Origin of the sequence: Klebsiella sp. P1CD1 (genome assembly GCF_003790505.1) — a bacterium.
GTDB lineage: Bacteria > Pseudomonadota > Gammaproteobacteria > Enterobacterales > Enterobacteriaceae > Klebsiella > Klebsiella variicola.
The window spans coordinates 186,738-201,616 of sequence record NZ_CP033631.1; the positions used below are offsets into that span (position 1 = coordinate 186,738).

Annotated in this window: 15 protein-coding genes; 7 read left to right on the forward strand and 8 right to left on the reverse strand. The window is 58.1% G+C overall.

All coding sequences use genetic code 11. The annotated features are described in order from the left end of the window. Nucleotides 1-39 precede the first annotated feature (39 nt). From DTA24_RS00920 to rfaD, 5 genes are read right to left on the reverse strand one after another with little or no spacing between them, the layout of a single operon-like run. Nucleotides 40-1,209 (reverse strand): O-antigen ligase family protein, encoded by a 1,170-nt coding sequence (locus tag DTA24_RS00920; protein ID WP_022064893.1) that lies wholly within the window; start codon nucleotides 1,207-1,209, stop codon nucleotides 40-42. Then, complete coding sequence (locus tag DTA24_RS00925) at nucleotides 1,187-2,095, reverse strand: sugar glycosyltransferase (protein ID WP_012540313.1); 909 nt, start codon at nucleotides 2,093-2,095, stop codon at nucleotides 1,187-1,189. Before DTA24_RS00925 ends, DTA24_RS00920 begins: the two co-directional genes overlap by 23 nt. Then, nucleotides 2,095-3,066 carry a lipopolysaccharide heptosyltransferase RfaC gene (gene rfaC, locus DTA24_RS00930; RefSeq protein WP_123836527.1) on the reverse strand — a complete coding sequence of 324 codons (972 nt, stop codon included), beginning with the start codon at nucleotides 3,064-3,066 and terminating at the stop codon, nucleotides 2,095-2,097. The genes DTA24_RS00925 and rfaC overlap by 1 nt, the downstream gene beginning before the upstream one ends. A 3-nt stretch (nucleotides 3,067-3,069) precedes the next feature. Then, nucleotides 3,070-4,128: an ADP-heptose--LPS heptosyltransferase RfaF gene (rfaF, locus tag DTA24_RS00935; protein WP_032736543.1), complete on the reverse strand. Its 1,059-nt coding sequence runs from the start codon at nucleotides 4,126-4,128 to the stop codon at nucleotides 3,070-3,072. An 8-nt stretch (nucleotides 4,129-4,136) separates the two neighbouring features. Beyond that, the gene (gene rfaD / locus DTA24_RS00940; RefSeq protein WP_008806849.1) at nucleotides 4,137-5,069 is read right to left on the reverse strand and encodes an ADP-glyceromanno-heptose 6-epimerase; all 933 of its coding nucleotides are present in this window, start codon (nucleotides 5,067-5,069) and stop codon (nucleotides 4,137-4,139) included. Between the two features lie 213 nt (nucleotides 5,070-5,282). Between rfaD and kbl the strand changes: the two genes are divergently transcribed. The 3 genes from kbl (at nucleotide 5,283) to DTA24_RS00955 (ending at nucleotide 8,472) form a co-directional block, all read left to right on the forward strand. Then, the gene (gene kbl, locus DTA24_RS00945) at nucleotides 5,283-6,476 is read left to right on the forward strand and encodes a glycine C-acetyltransferase (RefSeq protein WP_008806850.1); all 1,194 of its coding nucleotides are present in this window, start codon (nucleotides 5,283-5,285) and stop codon (nucleotides 6,474-6,476) included. 12 nt (nucleotides 6,477-6,488) lie between these two features. Next, a complete protein-coding gene (gene tdh / locus DTA24_RS00950) occupies nucleotides 6,489-7,514 on the forward strand; it encodes an L-threonine 3-dehydrogenase (RefSeq protein WP_004205051.1) in 1,026 nt (341 codons plus the stop codon). A 169-nt stretch (nucleotides 7,515-7,683) separates the two neighbouring features. Next, entirely contained in the window at nucleotides 7,684-8,472 is a 789-nt protein-coding gene (locus tag DTA24_RS00955) for a glycosyltransferase family 2 protein (protein WP_032740328.1), read from the forward strand. A 5-nt stretch (nucleotides 8,473-8,477) separates the two neighbouring features. Here the strand turns inward: DTA24_RS00955 and DTA24_RS00960 are convergent, their stop codons facing one another. The 3 genes from DTA24_RS00960 to gpmM are packed head-to-tail and all read right to left on the reverse strand — an operon-like array spanning nucleotide 8,478 to nucleotide 12,263. Beyond that, on the reverse strand, nucleotides 8,478-9,434 hold the full coding sequence (locus DTA24_RS00960) for a divergent polysaccharide deacetylase family protein (RefSeq protein WP_008806852.1): 957 nt from the start codon (nucleotides 9,432-9,434) through the stop codon (nucleotides 8,478-8,480). Between the two features lie 3 nt (nucleotides 9,435-9,437). Beyond that, nucleotides 9,438-10,709, reverse strand: coding sequence for a murein hydrolase activator EnvC (gene envC, locus DTA24_RS00965; RefSeq protein WP_008806853.1), 1,272 nt, complete (start codon nucleotides 10,707-10,709; stop codon nucleotides 9,438-9,440). A gap of 9 nt (nucleotides 10,710-10,718) precedes the next feature. Continuing rightward, nucleotides 10,719-12,263 (reverse strand): 2,3-bisphosphoglycerate-independent phosphoglycerate mutase, encoded by a 1,545-nt coding sequence (gene gpmM, locus DTA24_RS00970; RefSeq protein ID WP_008806854.1) that lies wholly within the window; start codon nucleotides 12,261-12,263, stop codon nucleotides 10,719-10,721. Nucleotides 12,264-12,508: 245 nt separating this feature from the next. Between gpmM and DTA24_RS00975 the strand changes: the two genes are divergently transcribed. The 4 genes from DTA24_RS00975 to gpsA all read left to right on the forward strand — a co-directional run bounded on the left by DTA24_RS00975 (nucleotide 12,509) and on the right by gpsA (nucleotide 14,843). Continuing rightward, on the forward strand, nucleotides 12,509-12,940 hold the full coding sequence (locus DTA24_RS00975; RefSeq protein ID WP_008806855.1) for a rhodanese-like domain-containing protein: 432 nt from the start codon (nucleotides 12,509-12,511) through the stop codon (nucleotides 12,938-12,940). Between the two features lie 104 nt (nucleotides 12,941-13,044). Continuing rightward, nucleotides 13,045-13,296 (forward strand): glutaredoxin 3, encoded by a 252-nt coding sequence (grxC, locus tag DTA24_RS00980; protein ID WP_008806856.1) that lies wholly within the window; start codon nucleotides 13,045-13,047, stop codon nucleotides 13,294-13,296. 60 nt (nucleotides 13,297-13,356) lie between these two features. Next, nucleotides 13,357-13,824, forward strand: coding sequence for a protein-export chaperone SecB (gene secB / locus DTA24_RS00985; RefSeq protein ID WP_002922428.1), 468 nt, complete (start codon nucleotides 13,357-13,359; stop codon nucleotides 13,822-13,824). Continuing rightward, nucleotides 13,824-14,843, forward strand: coding sequence for an NAD(P)H-dependent glycerol-3-phosphate dehydrogenase (gpsA, locus tag DTA24_RS00990; RefSeq protein WP_008806857.1), 1,020 nt, complete (start codon nucleotides 13,824-13,826; stop codon nucleotides 14,841-14,843). The genes secB and gpsA overlap by 1 nt, the downstream gene beginning before the upstream one ends. The last annotated feature ends 36 nt before the right edge of the window (nucleotides 14,844-14,879 follow it).

The following is a 14,879-nucleotide window of genomic DNA, read 5'->3' on the forward strand; positions in this document are numbered from 1 at the left end:
AAAGTGAATATAAAAAAGGGCCGCTGACGGCCCTTTTTGTTAGCGTTTTTCCGCCAGCCCTTTGCTGAGCGCGATGCCCAGCGGCAGCCAGAACAGCACCCAGGTTTCCCGGGGGTTGCTGATGATAAACATCCCCTGCGAGGCCATAAACACCAGCGCGTAAAACAGGATCGCCAGACTGTAGCGGCTGTCGGTGTGGCGCTTGCGCCACGCCTGCCATAGCCCGCAGGCAATGACCGCCAGCAGCAGCAGTAACCCCAGGATGCCGCCTTTCAGCAGGGCGCCCATATACACGCTGTGGGTGGTGGTGATGTGCTCGCCGCTGTAGTTGATGAAATCCAGTTCATAGCTGAAACCGCGCCCCAGCCATGGCTGGCTGGCCATCTCCGACAGCGTATGGTGCCAGATGCTCAGGCGCAGCCCGCTTTGGGTGCCAAGCTCTTCGAAACGGGCGAGCAGCATGTCACCCACCGGCGTCATGACCAAAAGCAGCGCTACCAGCACAGCCAGCGCCGCGGCGATCAGCAGGTTGCGGCGGGTGAAGACGTGCAGGTGCAACGTGCAGCCGACCGCCAGCACCAGGGCGATGATCGGCCCACGGCTTTGGGTGAGCAGCAGCATCACCAGCATGATGACCACCGGCAGATAGAGCCAGTGGCTGGCTTTTTCTTTCAGTAGCATGCCGCAGATTAAAATGCCGATGCCGCAGTAACCGGCAAGGTCGATAACGTTCGTTGGTCCGGGGTTCTCGGGGGAGACCGCTCGTTCGGTGAGGACCAGCGTATGGTCGATAATCAGCGTCCACAGGGAGAGCACGGTGATCCCGCCAACCACCGCCAGCATGGCCAGGCGGCGGGTTCGTTCGTCGCTGAGCAGCATCGTCATCAGCAACAGATACCCCGTCAGATACACGCCGTGGGTGATCGGCGAGTCAATATGCTGTGGCGTATGTCCCCACAGGTTACTGAGGGCGTAATAGATAAAGAAAGCTGCCAGCAGCGTCCAGGTCTGCCACTGCTCGCGTAACACCCCGGCCAGCGCCTGGCGGTTTTCCTGGCGTACCAGCGACAGCAATAGCAGCAGGATCGATAAATGCAGCAGATTATTGGTCCGGGTGGACATGCAAAAAATCGCGCTGAAAAATAAAAACAAAGGAAAGACAATCGAGTAACCCTGTCTGGCGAAGTTACTCACTTTTAAAGTACTCATTAAACGCAACCTTTTCGAAGATAGTATCCGGCACAGCGCTTTCTGGGGAAAAATTAATCACCCGAATCTGACGTTGCTGCAGTACCTGCGCGGCATGCGCAAAGGAGGGCATGACGAGGGTATCCACTTTTGTTGCCAGGTAAGAAGGCAATTTTTCTTGTTGTGTTTCGTAGAATCGCGGCTGGTTAAAGTTGGTCATATCCAGGCCGCTCACCAGGATAGTATTGAAGCCCAGCCAGGCGAGAATTTGCAGCGCCCAGTAGACCACCGTGCCGGCATCAAAGATGCCCTGGCGAATATCGGTGCTAAAACAGATATCCGGGCGCTGAGGATGAAAGCACATCGCCGCATTCTGCTGGTAAGTGCGCTTTATCGCTTCGCTGGCGACTTTCGGCTGGTAAATCTTATAGCAACCGTCCTCAATCAACGCCAAACGGCAGCGTAGTGCGTCCCCATAGCGATCGAGGATTTTGGCGATCCCGTGCATGGTGGTGAACAGCAGAATCTCCGGCTGGCTGACAATGGCGCGGATAATATCAGGCTTCTTATCGAAAAATTCCATGTCGACGATGGTATAGAGCGAAAAGTGTAGCCGGTCGGCAAGATGCCAGGCGCCATTGACGCCCATCACCGGGATCGTTTTCGACAACAGGGAAAAATCGATATTGCGGGTTGAGGGGCCGGTGGCGGTCAGCAGGACTTCGCCCTGCATGCTGTTTTTCAGCGCGCTCAGGCTGACCAGCGGCACCGTTTTCCCTTTATAGCGTAACGCGCTGATTTCGCCGCTTGGCGCGCGCGTAATACGGGTAAAAGGCCACAGATTTTCATTGTGGCGATAAGCGCGAGGGCGCGTATAGCGGTAGATCTGTTTAAACAGGGATCCCATCAGCGCAGCCCCTGATTTTGCAGGAGAAGATGAACCCGGCTGGCCGGAATATCGCTGGTGCTGGTGCTGTTTTCCGGCCTGACGATATGCTGGTTTTTACCGTATCCGCCAATCAGCCCCGGATCGGTCGGGCCGTAGAGCGTGAAGTTCGGTTTATCCAGCGCGGCGGTCAAATGACTCAGTCCGGTATCGACCGAGACAACAGCCCGGGCGCTGGCCAGAACCTGCGCCACCTGCTCAAGGCTCATGCGCGGCAGCACTTCAACATACTCCCGGCCTTCCGCCAGTCGTTTTGCCCGCGCCTCTTCGTGCTGGGCGCCCCACGGCAGCTTAATGCGGACGCCGCTGTCGGCCAGCAGATCGAGAAGCTCCTGCCAGCGGGTTTCCGGCCAGTGCTTATCATCGCGGGTGGTGGCGTGCAGAAACACCAGATAGGGCGCGGCAGCGCTAGCCTCGTGCTGCAGGAAATGGCGCGCAATGGCGTAATCCCCCTGGGTCTGGGGTTTCGCGTAGCCAAGGCTTTTGGCGAACAGCTCGCGGGTACGCTCCACCGCGTGCTGCTGTTTCGCGATATGGTGGCGGCGGTTGTAAAACAGGCTGGCCAGCGGCTCGCGGGCCGTTTGCCAGTCCATACCGTGCTTGACGCCGTGCGCCAGGCGAGTAACCAGCGCGGCGCTTTTCACCAGCCCCTGGGCGTCGATGATGGCGTCATACTTTACCGCCTGAACGGCCTCGCGGAAGGCTTGACGCTCCGCTTTAATCGGCGCGGAAAACCAGGCTTTACGCCAGCGGCGAATCGCCACCGGGATCACCCGCTCGACGCTTTCATGCCAGGAGGGGATCTGCGCGAAACCCTCTTCAACCACCCAGTCGAAGCGAATGCCGGGGATGGCCTGCGCAGCGTCGGTTAGCGCGGGCAGCGTGTGCAGCACGTCGCCCATGGACGAGGTTTTTACGATCAATACCCGCATCCGTTACGCTTCCTCGTGCTCGGTTTTTTCCGCTAACAGTTCGTTCAGCTCTTGCAGGACGCGTTCTGGGGTGATGTCGATCAGGCTCTGATGATAGCCTTCCGCGGCATCGCCTTTGCGCACCTTGTGGTAGCCGCTAATCAGGCGGATAACCCGCGCTTTATGCGACAGCGGCGGGGTGAAGTCCGGGCTGCTCGGGCCATACAGCGCCACCAGCGGGCGGTCCAGCGCGGCGGCGACGTGCATCAGCCCCGAATCGTTAGTCACTACAGCTTTACAGGCGGCGATCAGAATGACCGCCTGCTCCAGCTGGGTTTCACCCGCCAGATTACGACACCAGGCCTGCTGCTCGCTGCTGAGGGCGGCGATGATCTCTTTGCCGGCCTCGTTATCTTTCGCCGAGCCGAATAACGCAATCTGATAGCCATCGTCGATAAGCTTTTTAGCCAGCGCAGCATAGTGATAGTGCGGCCAGCGTTTGGCCGGACCGAATTCCGCGCCGGGGCAGAAGCCGATGATCGGCCGCTCGTTTGAGAGATTAAAGGCGTTGCAGGCCTGTGATTTTTCGCCATCGTTGACCTGCAGCTGCGGCCACAGCAGCGGCTGCGGCAGATCGTTGGCACAGCGCATCACGCCGTTGTCGTAGGCCAGCGCCACGTAGCGTTCCACCATCAGCGGCCAGGCGTCTTTGTCCAGTACCCGGGCGTCGTTGAGCAGACCGTAGCGCATCTCGCCGCGCCAGCCGGTGCGCAGCGGGATGTTGGCAAAGAAGGGGACTAATGCCGATTTAAACGAGTTCGGCAGCACGTAAGCGCGATCGTAGCGACGCTCGCGCAGGCTATGGCCGAGCTTGCGGCGTTCGCCGATAGCCAGCGCGCCGTGGCCCAACGGCATCGGGATCGCTTCATTCACTTCCGGCATGCGCGATAGCAACGGACGGCACCAGGCTGGCGCCATCACGTCGATAATCGCCTGGGGATAGCGCGCCCTGAGCGTACGATAAAGACTTTGCGACATCATCATGTCGCCCACCCAAGACGGGCCTACCACCAGAATTTTCATGTTATCTCTTACGCATCCCGATTCAGCCAGGCCATATATTCCGTTACGCCTTCGGCAACGGTTTTGAACGGTTTGTCATAGCCCGCTTTGCGCAGGTTAGTCAGATCGGCCTGGGTGAATGCCTGGTAGCGGCCTTTCAGTTTGTCCGGGAACGGGATGTACTCAATGCTGCCTTTTTTATGGAAAGCCAGGGTCGCATCGGCAACCGCCTGGAAGGATTCCGCGCGGCCGGTGCCAAGGTTGAAGATCCCGGACACGCCGTTTTCCCAGAACCACAGGTTGACGTCTGCCACGTCGCCCACGTAGACGAAGTCGCGCTTGAAGCCGTCGCTGCCTTCGAACAGTTTCGGACTTTCGCCATTATTCAGCTGGGTGTTGAGGTGGAAAGCGACGCTCGCCATGCTGCCTTTGTGGCCTTCGCGCGGCCCGTAGACGTTGAAGTAGCGGAAGCCGACGATCTGCGAATTGGCTTCCGGCAGGATCTGGCGGACGTATTCGTCGAACAGGAATTTGGAGTAGCCGTAGACGTTCAGCGGCTGTTCGTACTCACGGGACTCGATGAAGTCGCTGGTGCGTCCGCCGTAGGTGGCGGCGGAAGAGGCGTACAGGAACGGGATTTCGCGCTCCAGGCAGTAGTGCAGCAGCTCTTTAGAGTACTGATAGTTGTTATCCATCATGTACTTGCCATCCCACTCTGTGGTGGAAGAGCACGCGCCTTCGTGGAAGATCGCTTCGATTTCACCGAACTCTTCACCCGCCATTATCTGGATCAGAAAGTCTTCTTTATCCATGTAGTCAGCGATGTTCAGGTCAACCAGATTCACAAACTTGGTGCCGTCTTTCAGATTGTCGACAACCAGAATGTCGGTGATGCCTTTGTCATTCAGCGCTTTAACGATGTTGCTGCCGATAAAGCCTGCGCCGCCGGTAACGATGATCATAACTGTACCTTTGAAGTTGGGAGCCCGAAGACAATCCGGGCATGAATGCTCATATCATATCACCACATGAGCAAGCCTACAGCCATTCGCAGAATAAGGTGCTGGGCTGACGTGATTTATGCTGCAAATAATTCATTCAGGCCTGCATCATCTCGTATCAGCGTATAGCTTTGGGTAATATGTGCCAAATTTTGCCGAATCTGGAGAGTTGCAATGCGTGGTGATTTCTACAAACAGTTAACGAGTAATCTGGAAACCGCTCGGGCCGAAGGCTTGTTCAAAGAAGAGCGGATCATCACCTCGGCGCAGCAGGCGGACATTACCGTCGGCGACAGCCATGTGATTAACTTCTGCGCCAATAACTATCTGGGTCTGGCGAACCACCCGGAACTGATTGCCGCAGCGAAATCCGGTATGGACAGCCACGGCTTCGGGATGGCCTCGGTGCGCTTCATCTGCGGTACCCAGGACACGCATAAGCAGCTGGAGAAGAAGCTGGCCGATTTCCTCGGTATGGAAGACGCGATCCTCTACTCCTCCTGCTTTGACGCCAACGGCGGCCTGTTTGAAACGCTGCTCGGGCCGGAAGACGCCATTATCTCCGACGCCCTGAACCATGCCTCGATCATCGACGGCGTGCGCCTGTGTAAAGCGAAGCGCTTCCGCTATGCCAACAACGACATGCAGGAGCTGGAAGCGTGTCTGAAAGAAGCGCGCGAGGCCGGCGCGCGTCACGTGCTGATCGCCACCGATGGCGTCTTCTCGATGGATGGCGTGATCGCCAACCTGAAAGGCGTTTGCGACCTGGCGGATAAATACGATGCGTTGGTGATGGTCGATGACTCCCACGCCGTCGGCTTCGTCGGCGAAAACGGCCGCGGCTCTCATGAATATTGCGACGTGATGGGTCGCGTCGACATCATCACCGGCACGCTGGGTAAAGCGCTGGGCGGCGCCTCCGGGGGCTACACCGCCGCACGCAAAGAGGTGGTTGAGTGGCTGCGCCAGCGTTCCCGTCCGTATCTGTTCTCCAACTCTCTGGCGCCGGCCATTGTGGCCGCCTCCATCAAAGTGCTGGAGATGGTTGAAGAGGGGGCAGACCTGCGCGATCGGCTGTGGGCTAACGCGCGTCTGTTCCGCGAAAAAATGACCGCGGCAGGTTTCACGCTGGCGGGCGCCGACCACGCCATCATTCCGGTGATGCTGGGTGAAGCGGTGGTGGCGCAGAACTTTGCCCGCGAGCTGCAGAAAGAAGGGATCTATGTCACCGGCTTCTTCTATCCGGTGGTACCGAAAGGCCAGGCGCGTATTCGCACCCAGATGTCGGCGGCGCATACCCCTGAACAAATTGAGCGTGCGGTGGAAGCCTTTACCCGCATCGGCAAACAACTGGGCGTCATCGCCTAATAAGGGTGTGAGATGAAAGCGTTATCCAAACTGAAAGCGGAAGAAGGCATCTGGATGACCGACGTACCGGAACCGGAAGTCGGCCATAACGATCTGCTGATTAAAATCCGCAAAACCGCCATTTGCGGAACCGACGTGCACATCTACAACTGGGATGAGTGGTCGCAGAAGACCATTCCGGTGCCGATGGTGGTCGGTCACGAATACGTCGGCGAAGTGGTGGGGATTGGTCAGGAAGTGCGCGGCTTTAAGATTGGCGACCGCGTCTCCGGCGAAGGGCATATCACCTGCGGCCACTGCCGCAACTGCCGCGCGGGCCGCACCCATTTGTGCCGCAACACCATCGGCGTGGGCGTCAACCGCCCGGGCTGCTTTGCCGAGTATCTGGTGATCCCGGCTTTTAACGCCTTTAAAATCCCCGACAATATCTCTGATGACCTGGCGTCTATCTTCGACCCGTTCGGCAACGCGGTGCACACCGCGCTCTCCTTCGATCTGGTCGGGGAAGATGTACTGGTTTCCGGCGCCGGTCCGATCGGCGTGATGGCGGCGGCGGTGGCGAAACACGTCGGCGCGCGTAACGTGGTGATCACCGACGTCAACGAGTACCGTCTGGAGCTGGCGCGCAAAATGGGCGTCACCCGCGCGGTGAACGTGGCGAAAGAGAACCTCAACGACGTGATGGCCGAGCTGGGCATGACCGAAGGTTTCGACGTGGGCCTGGAGATGTCCGGCGCGCCGCCGGCGTTTCGCAGCATGCTCGATACCATGAACCACGGCGGCCGTATCGCGATGCTGGGTATCCCGCCGTCGGATATGTCCATCGACTGGACCAAGGTCATCTTCAAAGGGCTGTTTATTAAAGGGATCTATGGTCGCGAAATGTTCGAAACCTGGTACAAAATGGCGGCGCTGATCCAGTCTGGTCTGGACCTTTCACCGATCATCACCCACCGCTTCGGCATTGATGATTTCCAGAAAGGTTTTGACGCGATGCGCTCCGGCCAGTCCGGTAAAGTGGTTCTGAGCTGGGAATAACGCCTCCGGGCTGTTGTAAAAATCAGCAAAAAAGGCGCCTGCGGGCGCCTTAATTTAGATTTGGATAACATTTTTAGCCTGCTTAATATTAAGCGCACAATTTCTACATCGATTTTACGGTTATTCGCTTATACAGTGTGTTTAGTCGCGGTTTAACTTTGTAACTATCATGCTTAAACTCTCCGTATGCTTACTGACCTGTAACTCTGCGCGCCTGCTGATGGAGGTGCTGCCGCCGCTGCTGAAGGTGGCCGATGAATGTATCGTCGTCGACTCCGGCAGCACCGACGAAACGGTCTCTATTTGTCAGCAGTTTGGCCTCACCGTCCATCATCATGCCTATAAAGCCCACGGCGCCCAGATGAACTACGCCATCGGGCTGGCCAGCCATGATTGGGTGCTGTGTATGGATAGCGATGAGATTCTTGATAATGACGTAGTGGCGGCCATTCAGGCGCTAAAAGCGGGGGAGGAGCCGGACCCAACCTGCGCCTGGCGTCTGCCGCGCTACTGGTTTGTGCTCGGCACGCAGGTGCGAACGATCTACCCTATTTCTTCGCCGGATTACCCGGTGCGTCTCTTTAACCGCCAGCAGGCGCGGTTTAACGACCGGCCGGTGGATGACCAGGTGGTCGGACACGCACGCTCCGTCAGGCTGCCGGGCTTTGTACGCCATGACACCTTTTATTCGCTGCATGAAGTGTTTAATAAGCTGAACAGCTATACCACCCGGCTGGTGAAGTACCAGCAGATCAAACCTTCGCTGACGCGGGGGATCGTCAGCGCCATTGGCGCTTTCTTTAAGTGGTATCTCTTTAGCGGAGCGTGGCGCTTTGGCAAAGTCGGCGTGGTCACCGGCCTGTACGCCACGTTTTACAGCTTTCTCAAATATTTTAAGGCGTGGTACGCCCACGAAGATAACCAGGCGCCCGTCGCGCAAAAGCGAACGGACCCCTGAGTGGTCTAGTTGCCGGGATTGTCCCAGCCTTGCCATTTGAGGCGATAGTACTGGACCAGCGCGCTCTGGCTGATGCTGTCGCTGAGGATAGTGAAGAAGCGGCTGGCGTTCACGGGCTCCAGCGGGCGCTTCGGCTTGCAATACTTCACGCCGTGGAACGGATTACGCGGCTTCTGCTGCTGCGGCGGCGTTTGTTGCGCGGGCGGCTGAGCGTAGTTTGGCGTCGAGTTGTCGACCTGCGGCTCGTTGAGCAGGCTGCTCGGGCGCACCAGCGTGATATCCGGCGGCAGGTTATAGACCATCTGCTGCAGCACCCGCACCGTCGTCGGATGCGGATGGCCAATGGCTATTGCCGAACCGTTGCGCCGCGCCAGGGCGATGGCGCGATTGAACTGGGTGCGGATATCGGCTTCATTCTGCGTATCGTCAAGAAACACCTTGCGCTTAATCACCTTCACCCCGGTGCCCTGCGCGGCGCGCATGGCCTGGGTGTTGCCGATGGTGACGCTATCGAGAAAATAGAGATTGTAGCGCTCCAGGGCCTGCATCACCTTCTGCATACCAAACAGGTTGGAGGTCATCGCGCTGCCCATATGGTTATTCAGCCCGACGGCGTAGGGAACTTTGCCGTAAGCCTCGCGAATGATGCGCTCGATCTCCTCGCTGCTCATTTCGGGACGCAGGGTGTCTTTTTCCAGCGGCTGTTTGCTGAGCGGCGCCATCGGCAGGTGGATGAGCACTTCATGGCCCAGATTATGCGCTTTCGTGGCCATTTCCCGGGCGTGCGGCGCGTTCGGCAGCACGGCGACGGAGATAGTTGACGGCAGCGCCAGCACCTGATTCTCGGTCTGCGGGCGGTAGCCAAAATCGTCAATAACGATGGAGAGTTTGCCAGCGAACGCTGGCGCCGCCAGAGCCAGCGAACCGGCTACGGCAAGAGCAATTGCGCGAAATTGAAGCAAAACTTATCTTCCCAACCACGGCTGTGGATTGACCGCCTGACCCTGGCGGCGAATTTCGAAATAGAGCGACGGACGGCCCTGACCGCCGCTGCTGCCTACGAGCGCGATAGGCTGACCAGCACGAACCTGCGTACCGACGCTGACCAGCGCGCTTTGGTTATAGCCATACAGGCTCATGTCGCCTTTGCCATGTTCGACCACCACCACCAGACCATAGCCCTGCAGCCAGTCAGCCAGAATGACCCGACCATCGGCAATGGCTCTGACTTCGGTGCCTTCAGACGCGGCGATAACCATCCCTTTCCAACGTAGTTCACCTTGCAGCTGTTCGCCATATCGATGAAGGAGCGGACCGCGAACCGGCCAGAACGCCTGGCCGCGCGGCGAGCCCAGCCCGCCGGTGCGTGACATCAGCGAACGCTCGCTTTCCGTTGGTTTATAGGTGGTGCCTTTGCGCGATGCTTCCTGCTGGCGGTCGCGCACCGCCTGCGCATCGCGAGCTTCCCGATCGGCTCGGGCTTTGGCGGCAGCCTCCGCCTGGGCGATACGACCGCGTAGGCGCGATTCGTTAGCCCGCAATTCACTTAACTGTTGCTGACCCTGCTGAATGGCGGACTCCAGACCGGAAAGGGTCTTTTTCCGTTCGTTACGCGCCTGCTCCAGCTTCGCCTGCTGGGCTTTTTGTTCGTAGACCAGCGTCTGCTGCTGGCTCTGCTTCTCTTCGAGCATCGACTTTTGCACCGCCATCTCTTCGCGCGTTTTCTTCAGCTCCGCAATAGTCTCCTGACGGGCCTGGTTGAAATAGCTGAAGTAGACCTGCATCCGCTGATTGCGCTGGCCCTCTTCACCGCTCAGCACCATCTGGATGCCGGTATGCGGCCCCTGGCGGAACGCGGCGTCAAGCTGCGCGGCGAGGTTACGTTCCTGAGACGCGCGCTGACGCTCCAGCTTCGCGAGAGAAGCGTTCATCTCGTCAATCTGCTTATTGAGCTGGTTCAGGCTGTCCTGGGTTTCACGCAGTTTGCGGGCCGCGGCGGCGATCGCCTCTTCCTGCGCTTTGAGCTGGGCGAGCAGGCTTGCGCGCTGCTGCTGCTGTTGCTTAATCGCCCGCTGCCTGGCGGCGATGTCGGCCTGGATGGACTTTAGCTGATCGCGATCGTCGGCGTGCGCAGATGACGCGCACAGCAATACGCCAGCGCTGAGCGCGCTGGCGTAAAGGACGGATCGAACTGCCGTTGCGATCCATGTAGTTGAATACGTCGCCTTTCCCCTCATGGGGAAGGATTATTCCACGATGAACAGCGGCTTGCCAGTCATCTCTTGCGGGATTTCCATTCCCATCAGCGACAGCATGGTCGGGGCGATGTCGGAAAGTTTACCGCCATTGACCGCTTTGACCGCTTTGTTACCGACGTAGATCAGCGGAACCGGCAGGTTGGTATGGGCGGTGTGCGCCTGACCGGTGGCCGGGTCGCGCATCTGCTCGGCGTTGCCGTGGTCGGCGGTGATCAGCAACTGGCCGCCAACGGATTCCACCGCCTGAGTCACCTGGTCGATGCAGTGATCCAGCGCTTCAACCGCCTTCACTGCCGCTTCCATCACCCCGGTATGGCCAACCATATCGCCGTTCGGGTAGTTACAGATGATGGTGTCGTATTTGCCACCTTTGATGGCGGCGACCAGTTTCTCGGTCAGCTCGGCGGAGCTCATTTCTGGCTGCAGATCGTAGGTTGCCACTTTTGGTGAGTTAATCAGAATACGCTCTTCGCCTTTAAACGGCTCTTCTACGCCGCCGTTGAAGAAGAAGGTGACGTGAGCGTATTTCTCGGTTTCGGAGATGCGCAGCTGGGTTTTATCGTGCTTCGCCATCCACTCGCCGAAGGTGTTAGCCAGTGAGGCGGGCGGATAAGCGCAGGCGACTTTGATGTCGGCGGCGTATTCGGTGAGCATCACGAAGTCGAGGTTAACCACTTTCTTACGCGCGAAGCCGTCGAAGTCGGCGTTGACGAAGGCGCGGGTGATTTCACGCGCGCGGTCAGCACGGAAGTTCATGAAGATCAGCGCGTCGCCGTCTTCCATCGCGGCATCGGCCTGGCCGGCGGCGCGGATAACGGTGGCTTTGACGAATTCGTCGTTTTCGTCACGGGCGTAGGCGGCCTGCAGACCCGCGACGGCGGTATCGGCCTGGAATTCGCCTTTCGCCAGGGTCATCAGATCATAAGCTTGTTCCACGCGATCCCAGCGGTTATCGCGATCCATTGCATAGTAGCGGCCAATAATAGACGCGATGCGGCCTTTGCCCAGCGCGGCAAATTTGGCTTCGAATGTCGCCAGCGTTTTTTCCGCGCTGCGCGGCGGCGTATCACGGCCATCAAGGAAGGCGTGCAGATAGATTTTCTCAGCGCCGCGCTCTGCTGCCAGCTCCACCATCGCCATGATGTGATCTTCGTGGCTGTGGACGCCGCCCGGGGACATCAGGCCCATGATGTGGACCGCTTTACCGGCGGCAACCGCTTTGTCGACCGCGGCGGTGAGTACCGGGTTGGCGAAGAAGGTGCGTTCTTTAATTTCAACATCGAGACGGGTCAGGTCCTGGTAGACGATACGACCGGCGCCCAGGTTGACGTGGCCTACTTCGGAGTTCCCCATCTGACGGTCCGGCAGGCCGACTTCCAGGCCAGATGCATCGATCAGGGTATGCGGACGTTTGGCCCACAGGGCGTCCATTACCGGCGTTTTAGCGCTGTAAATGGCGTTATCCTGTTGGTCTTCGCGATAGCCGTAGCCATCCAGAATCACCAGTACCATAGGTTTTTTAGAAACCGACATTGCGACAACCTCATGCTCAAAGACAGAAATTTTGCGTAATTTTACTACAGCTGAATCGTTTAAATCCCCGTGAAAGATCAAAGAAAGGGAAGGGGCGGCGTCAGAGGCGATGATGAAGGCGGCTTTTTTTTCGTGACCGCCCGCAGAAAATACATTACATCGCGCTCACTGGCTGTATTTGCCGCAATGCACAGGTATACTCCTTCCCTGGTTTTTTATCACTTAGTCGGGAGTTGTAACCCCCCATGCAAGAAATTATGCAATTCATCGGCCGTCACCCGGTCCTGAGCATCGCGTGGATCGCGCTGCTGGGTGCGGTACTCTTCACCACCTTTAAAGGGTTGATGTCGAAAGTTAAAGTCATCACCCGTGGTGAAGCGACGCGTCTTATCAATAAAGAAGATGCGGTGGTGGTCGACCTGCGTCAGCGTGACGATTTCCGTAAAGGCCATATTGCCGGCGCCATCAACCTGCTGCCTGCCGATATCAAAGCCAATAACGTCGGCGAGTTGGAAAAACACAAATCGCAACCCATTATTGTGGTAGACGGTTCCGGCATGCAGGCGCAAGAGCCAGCCAGCGCGCTGAACAAAGCCGGGTTTGAAAAAGTCTTTGTACTGAAAGAGGGCATCGCAGGCTGGAGCGGCGAAAACCTTCCTCTGGTACGCGGCAAATAACTTACCTCGCGTGGTAATGCCGCCGCGCTTTCCCCTTCATGCCTGACGTGAGGGGAAGCTCAGGCTGCGGCGTAAAACCCCAGGGTAAAAACAGGAGTAAAGTCATGGCCAATATTGAGATCTACACCAAAGCGACCTGCCCGTTCTGCGTACGCGCGAAAGCGCTGTTGAACAGCAAAGGCGTAACGTTCCATGAGTTGCCGATCGATGGCGATGCCGCGAAGCGTGAGGAGATGATCCAGCGCAGCGGACGGACGACGGTTCCGCAGATTTTTATTGATGCGCAGCACATTGGCGGCTGTGACGACTTGTATGCGCTTGATTCACGTGGTGGACTTGATCCCCTCTTGCGCTAATTTTTGCGCGCTTTCCCTGGCGGAAGCGCGTATTTAAGGACAACACGAAAGGGTTTTACTATGTCAGAACAAAACAGCACCGAAATGACCTTCCAGATCCAGCGTATCTATACCAAAGATATCTCTTTTGAAGCGCCGAACGCGCCGCAAGTTTTCCAGAAAGACTGGCAGCCGGAAGTTAAACTTGATCTGGATACCGCCTCCACCCAGCTGGCTGAAGGCGTTTATGAAGTGGTGCTGCGTGTGACCGTGACCGCCGCGCTGGGCGAAGAAACCGCGTTCCTCTGTGAAGTACAGCAGGGCGGTATTTTCTCCATCGACGGCATCGAAGGCACCCAGATGGCGCACTGCCTCGGCGCATACTGCCCGAACATTCTGTTCCCGTACGCGCGTGAGTGCATCACCAGCCTGGTTTCCCGCGGCACCTTCCCGCAACTTAACCTTGCGCCAGTGAACTTCGACGCGCTGTTTATGAACTATCTGCAGCAGCAGGCTGGCGAAGGTGCTGAACAACATCAGGATGCCTGATGAACGCACTTAATGCTGCAATGACTGTGATCGGTGCCGGCTCTTACGGCACCGCTCTTGCCATCACCCTGGCAAGAAATGGCCACCACGTTGTGCTCTGGGGCCATGACCCGAAACATATCGCGACGCTGCAACACGATCGCTGCAACGCCGCGTTCCTTCCCGATGTGCCTTTCCCGGATACGCTGCATCTTGAGAGCGACCTGGCCACCGCGCTGGCCGCCAGCCGCGACATCCTTGTCGTGGTGCCAAGCCATGTGTTCGGCCAGGTATTACGTCAGATTAAACCGCTGATGCGTCCCGACGCACGTCTGGTGTGGGCGACCAAAGGCCTCGAGGCTGAAACCGGCCGCCTGCTGCAGGACGTGGCGCGTGAAGCGCTGGGCGATGATATCCCGCTGGCGGTGATCTCGGGACCAACCTTCGCCAAAGAGCTGGCCGCCGGTCTGCCGACGGCGATTTCGCTGGCAGCGACGGATCCGCAGTTTGCCGAGGATCTGCAGCACCTGCTGCACTGCGGCAAAAGTTTCCGCGTCTACATCAATCCGGACTTTATCGGCGTGCAGCTCGGCGGCGCGGTGAAAAACGTCATTGCCATCGGGGCCGGTATGTCGGATGGCATCGGCTTCGGCGCCAATGCGCGTACGGCGCTGATTACCCGTGGGCTGGTGGAAATGTCCCGTCTCGGCGCGGCGCTGGGCGCCGATCCGGAAACCTTTATGGGCATGGCCGGCCTCGGTGACCTGGTGCTCACCTGCACCGACAACCAGTCCCGTAACCGTCGCTTCGGCATGATGCTCGGCCAGGGTATGGACGTGCAGAGCGCCCAGGACAAGATTGGCCAGGTGGTCGAAGGCTACCGCAATACCAAGGAGGTTCGCGTTCTGGCACAGCGTTTAGGTGTCGAAATGCCAATAACCGAGGAAATTTATCAGGTATTGTATTGCGGAAAAATTGCGCGCGAGGCAGCATTGACCTTATTGGGTCGCGCCCGCAAGGACGAGCGCAGCAGCAATTAGCTTTCCTTTGTCACCTGAATGACCCTGCCAGCGCAG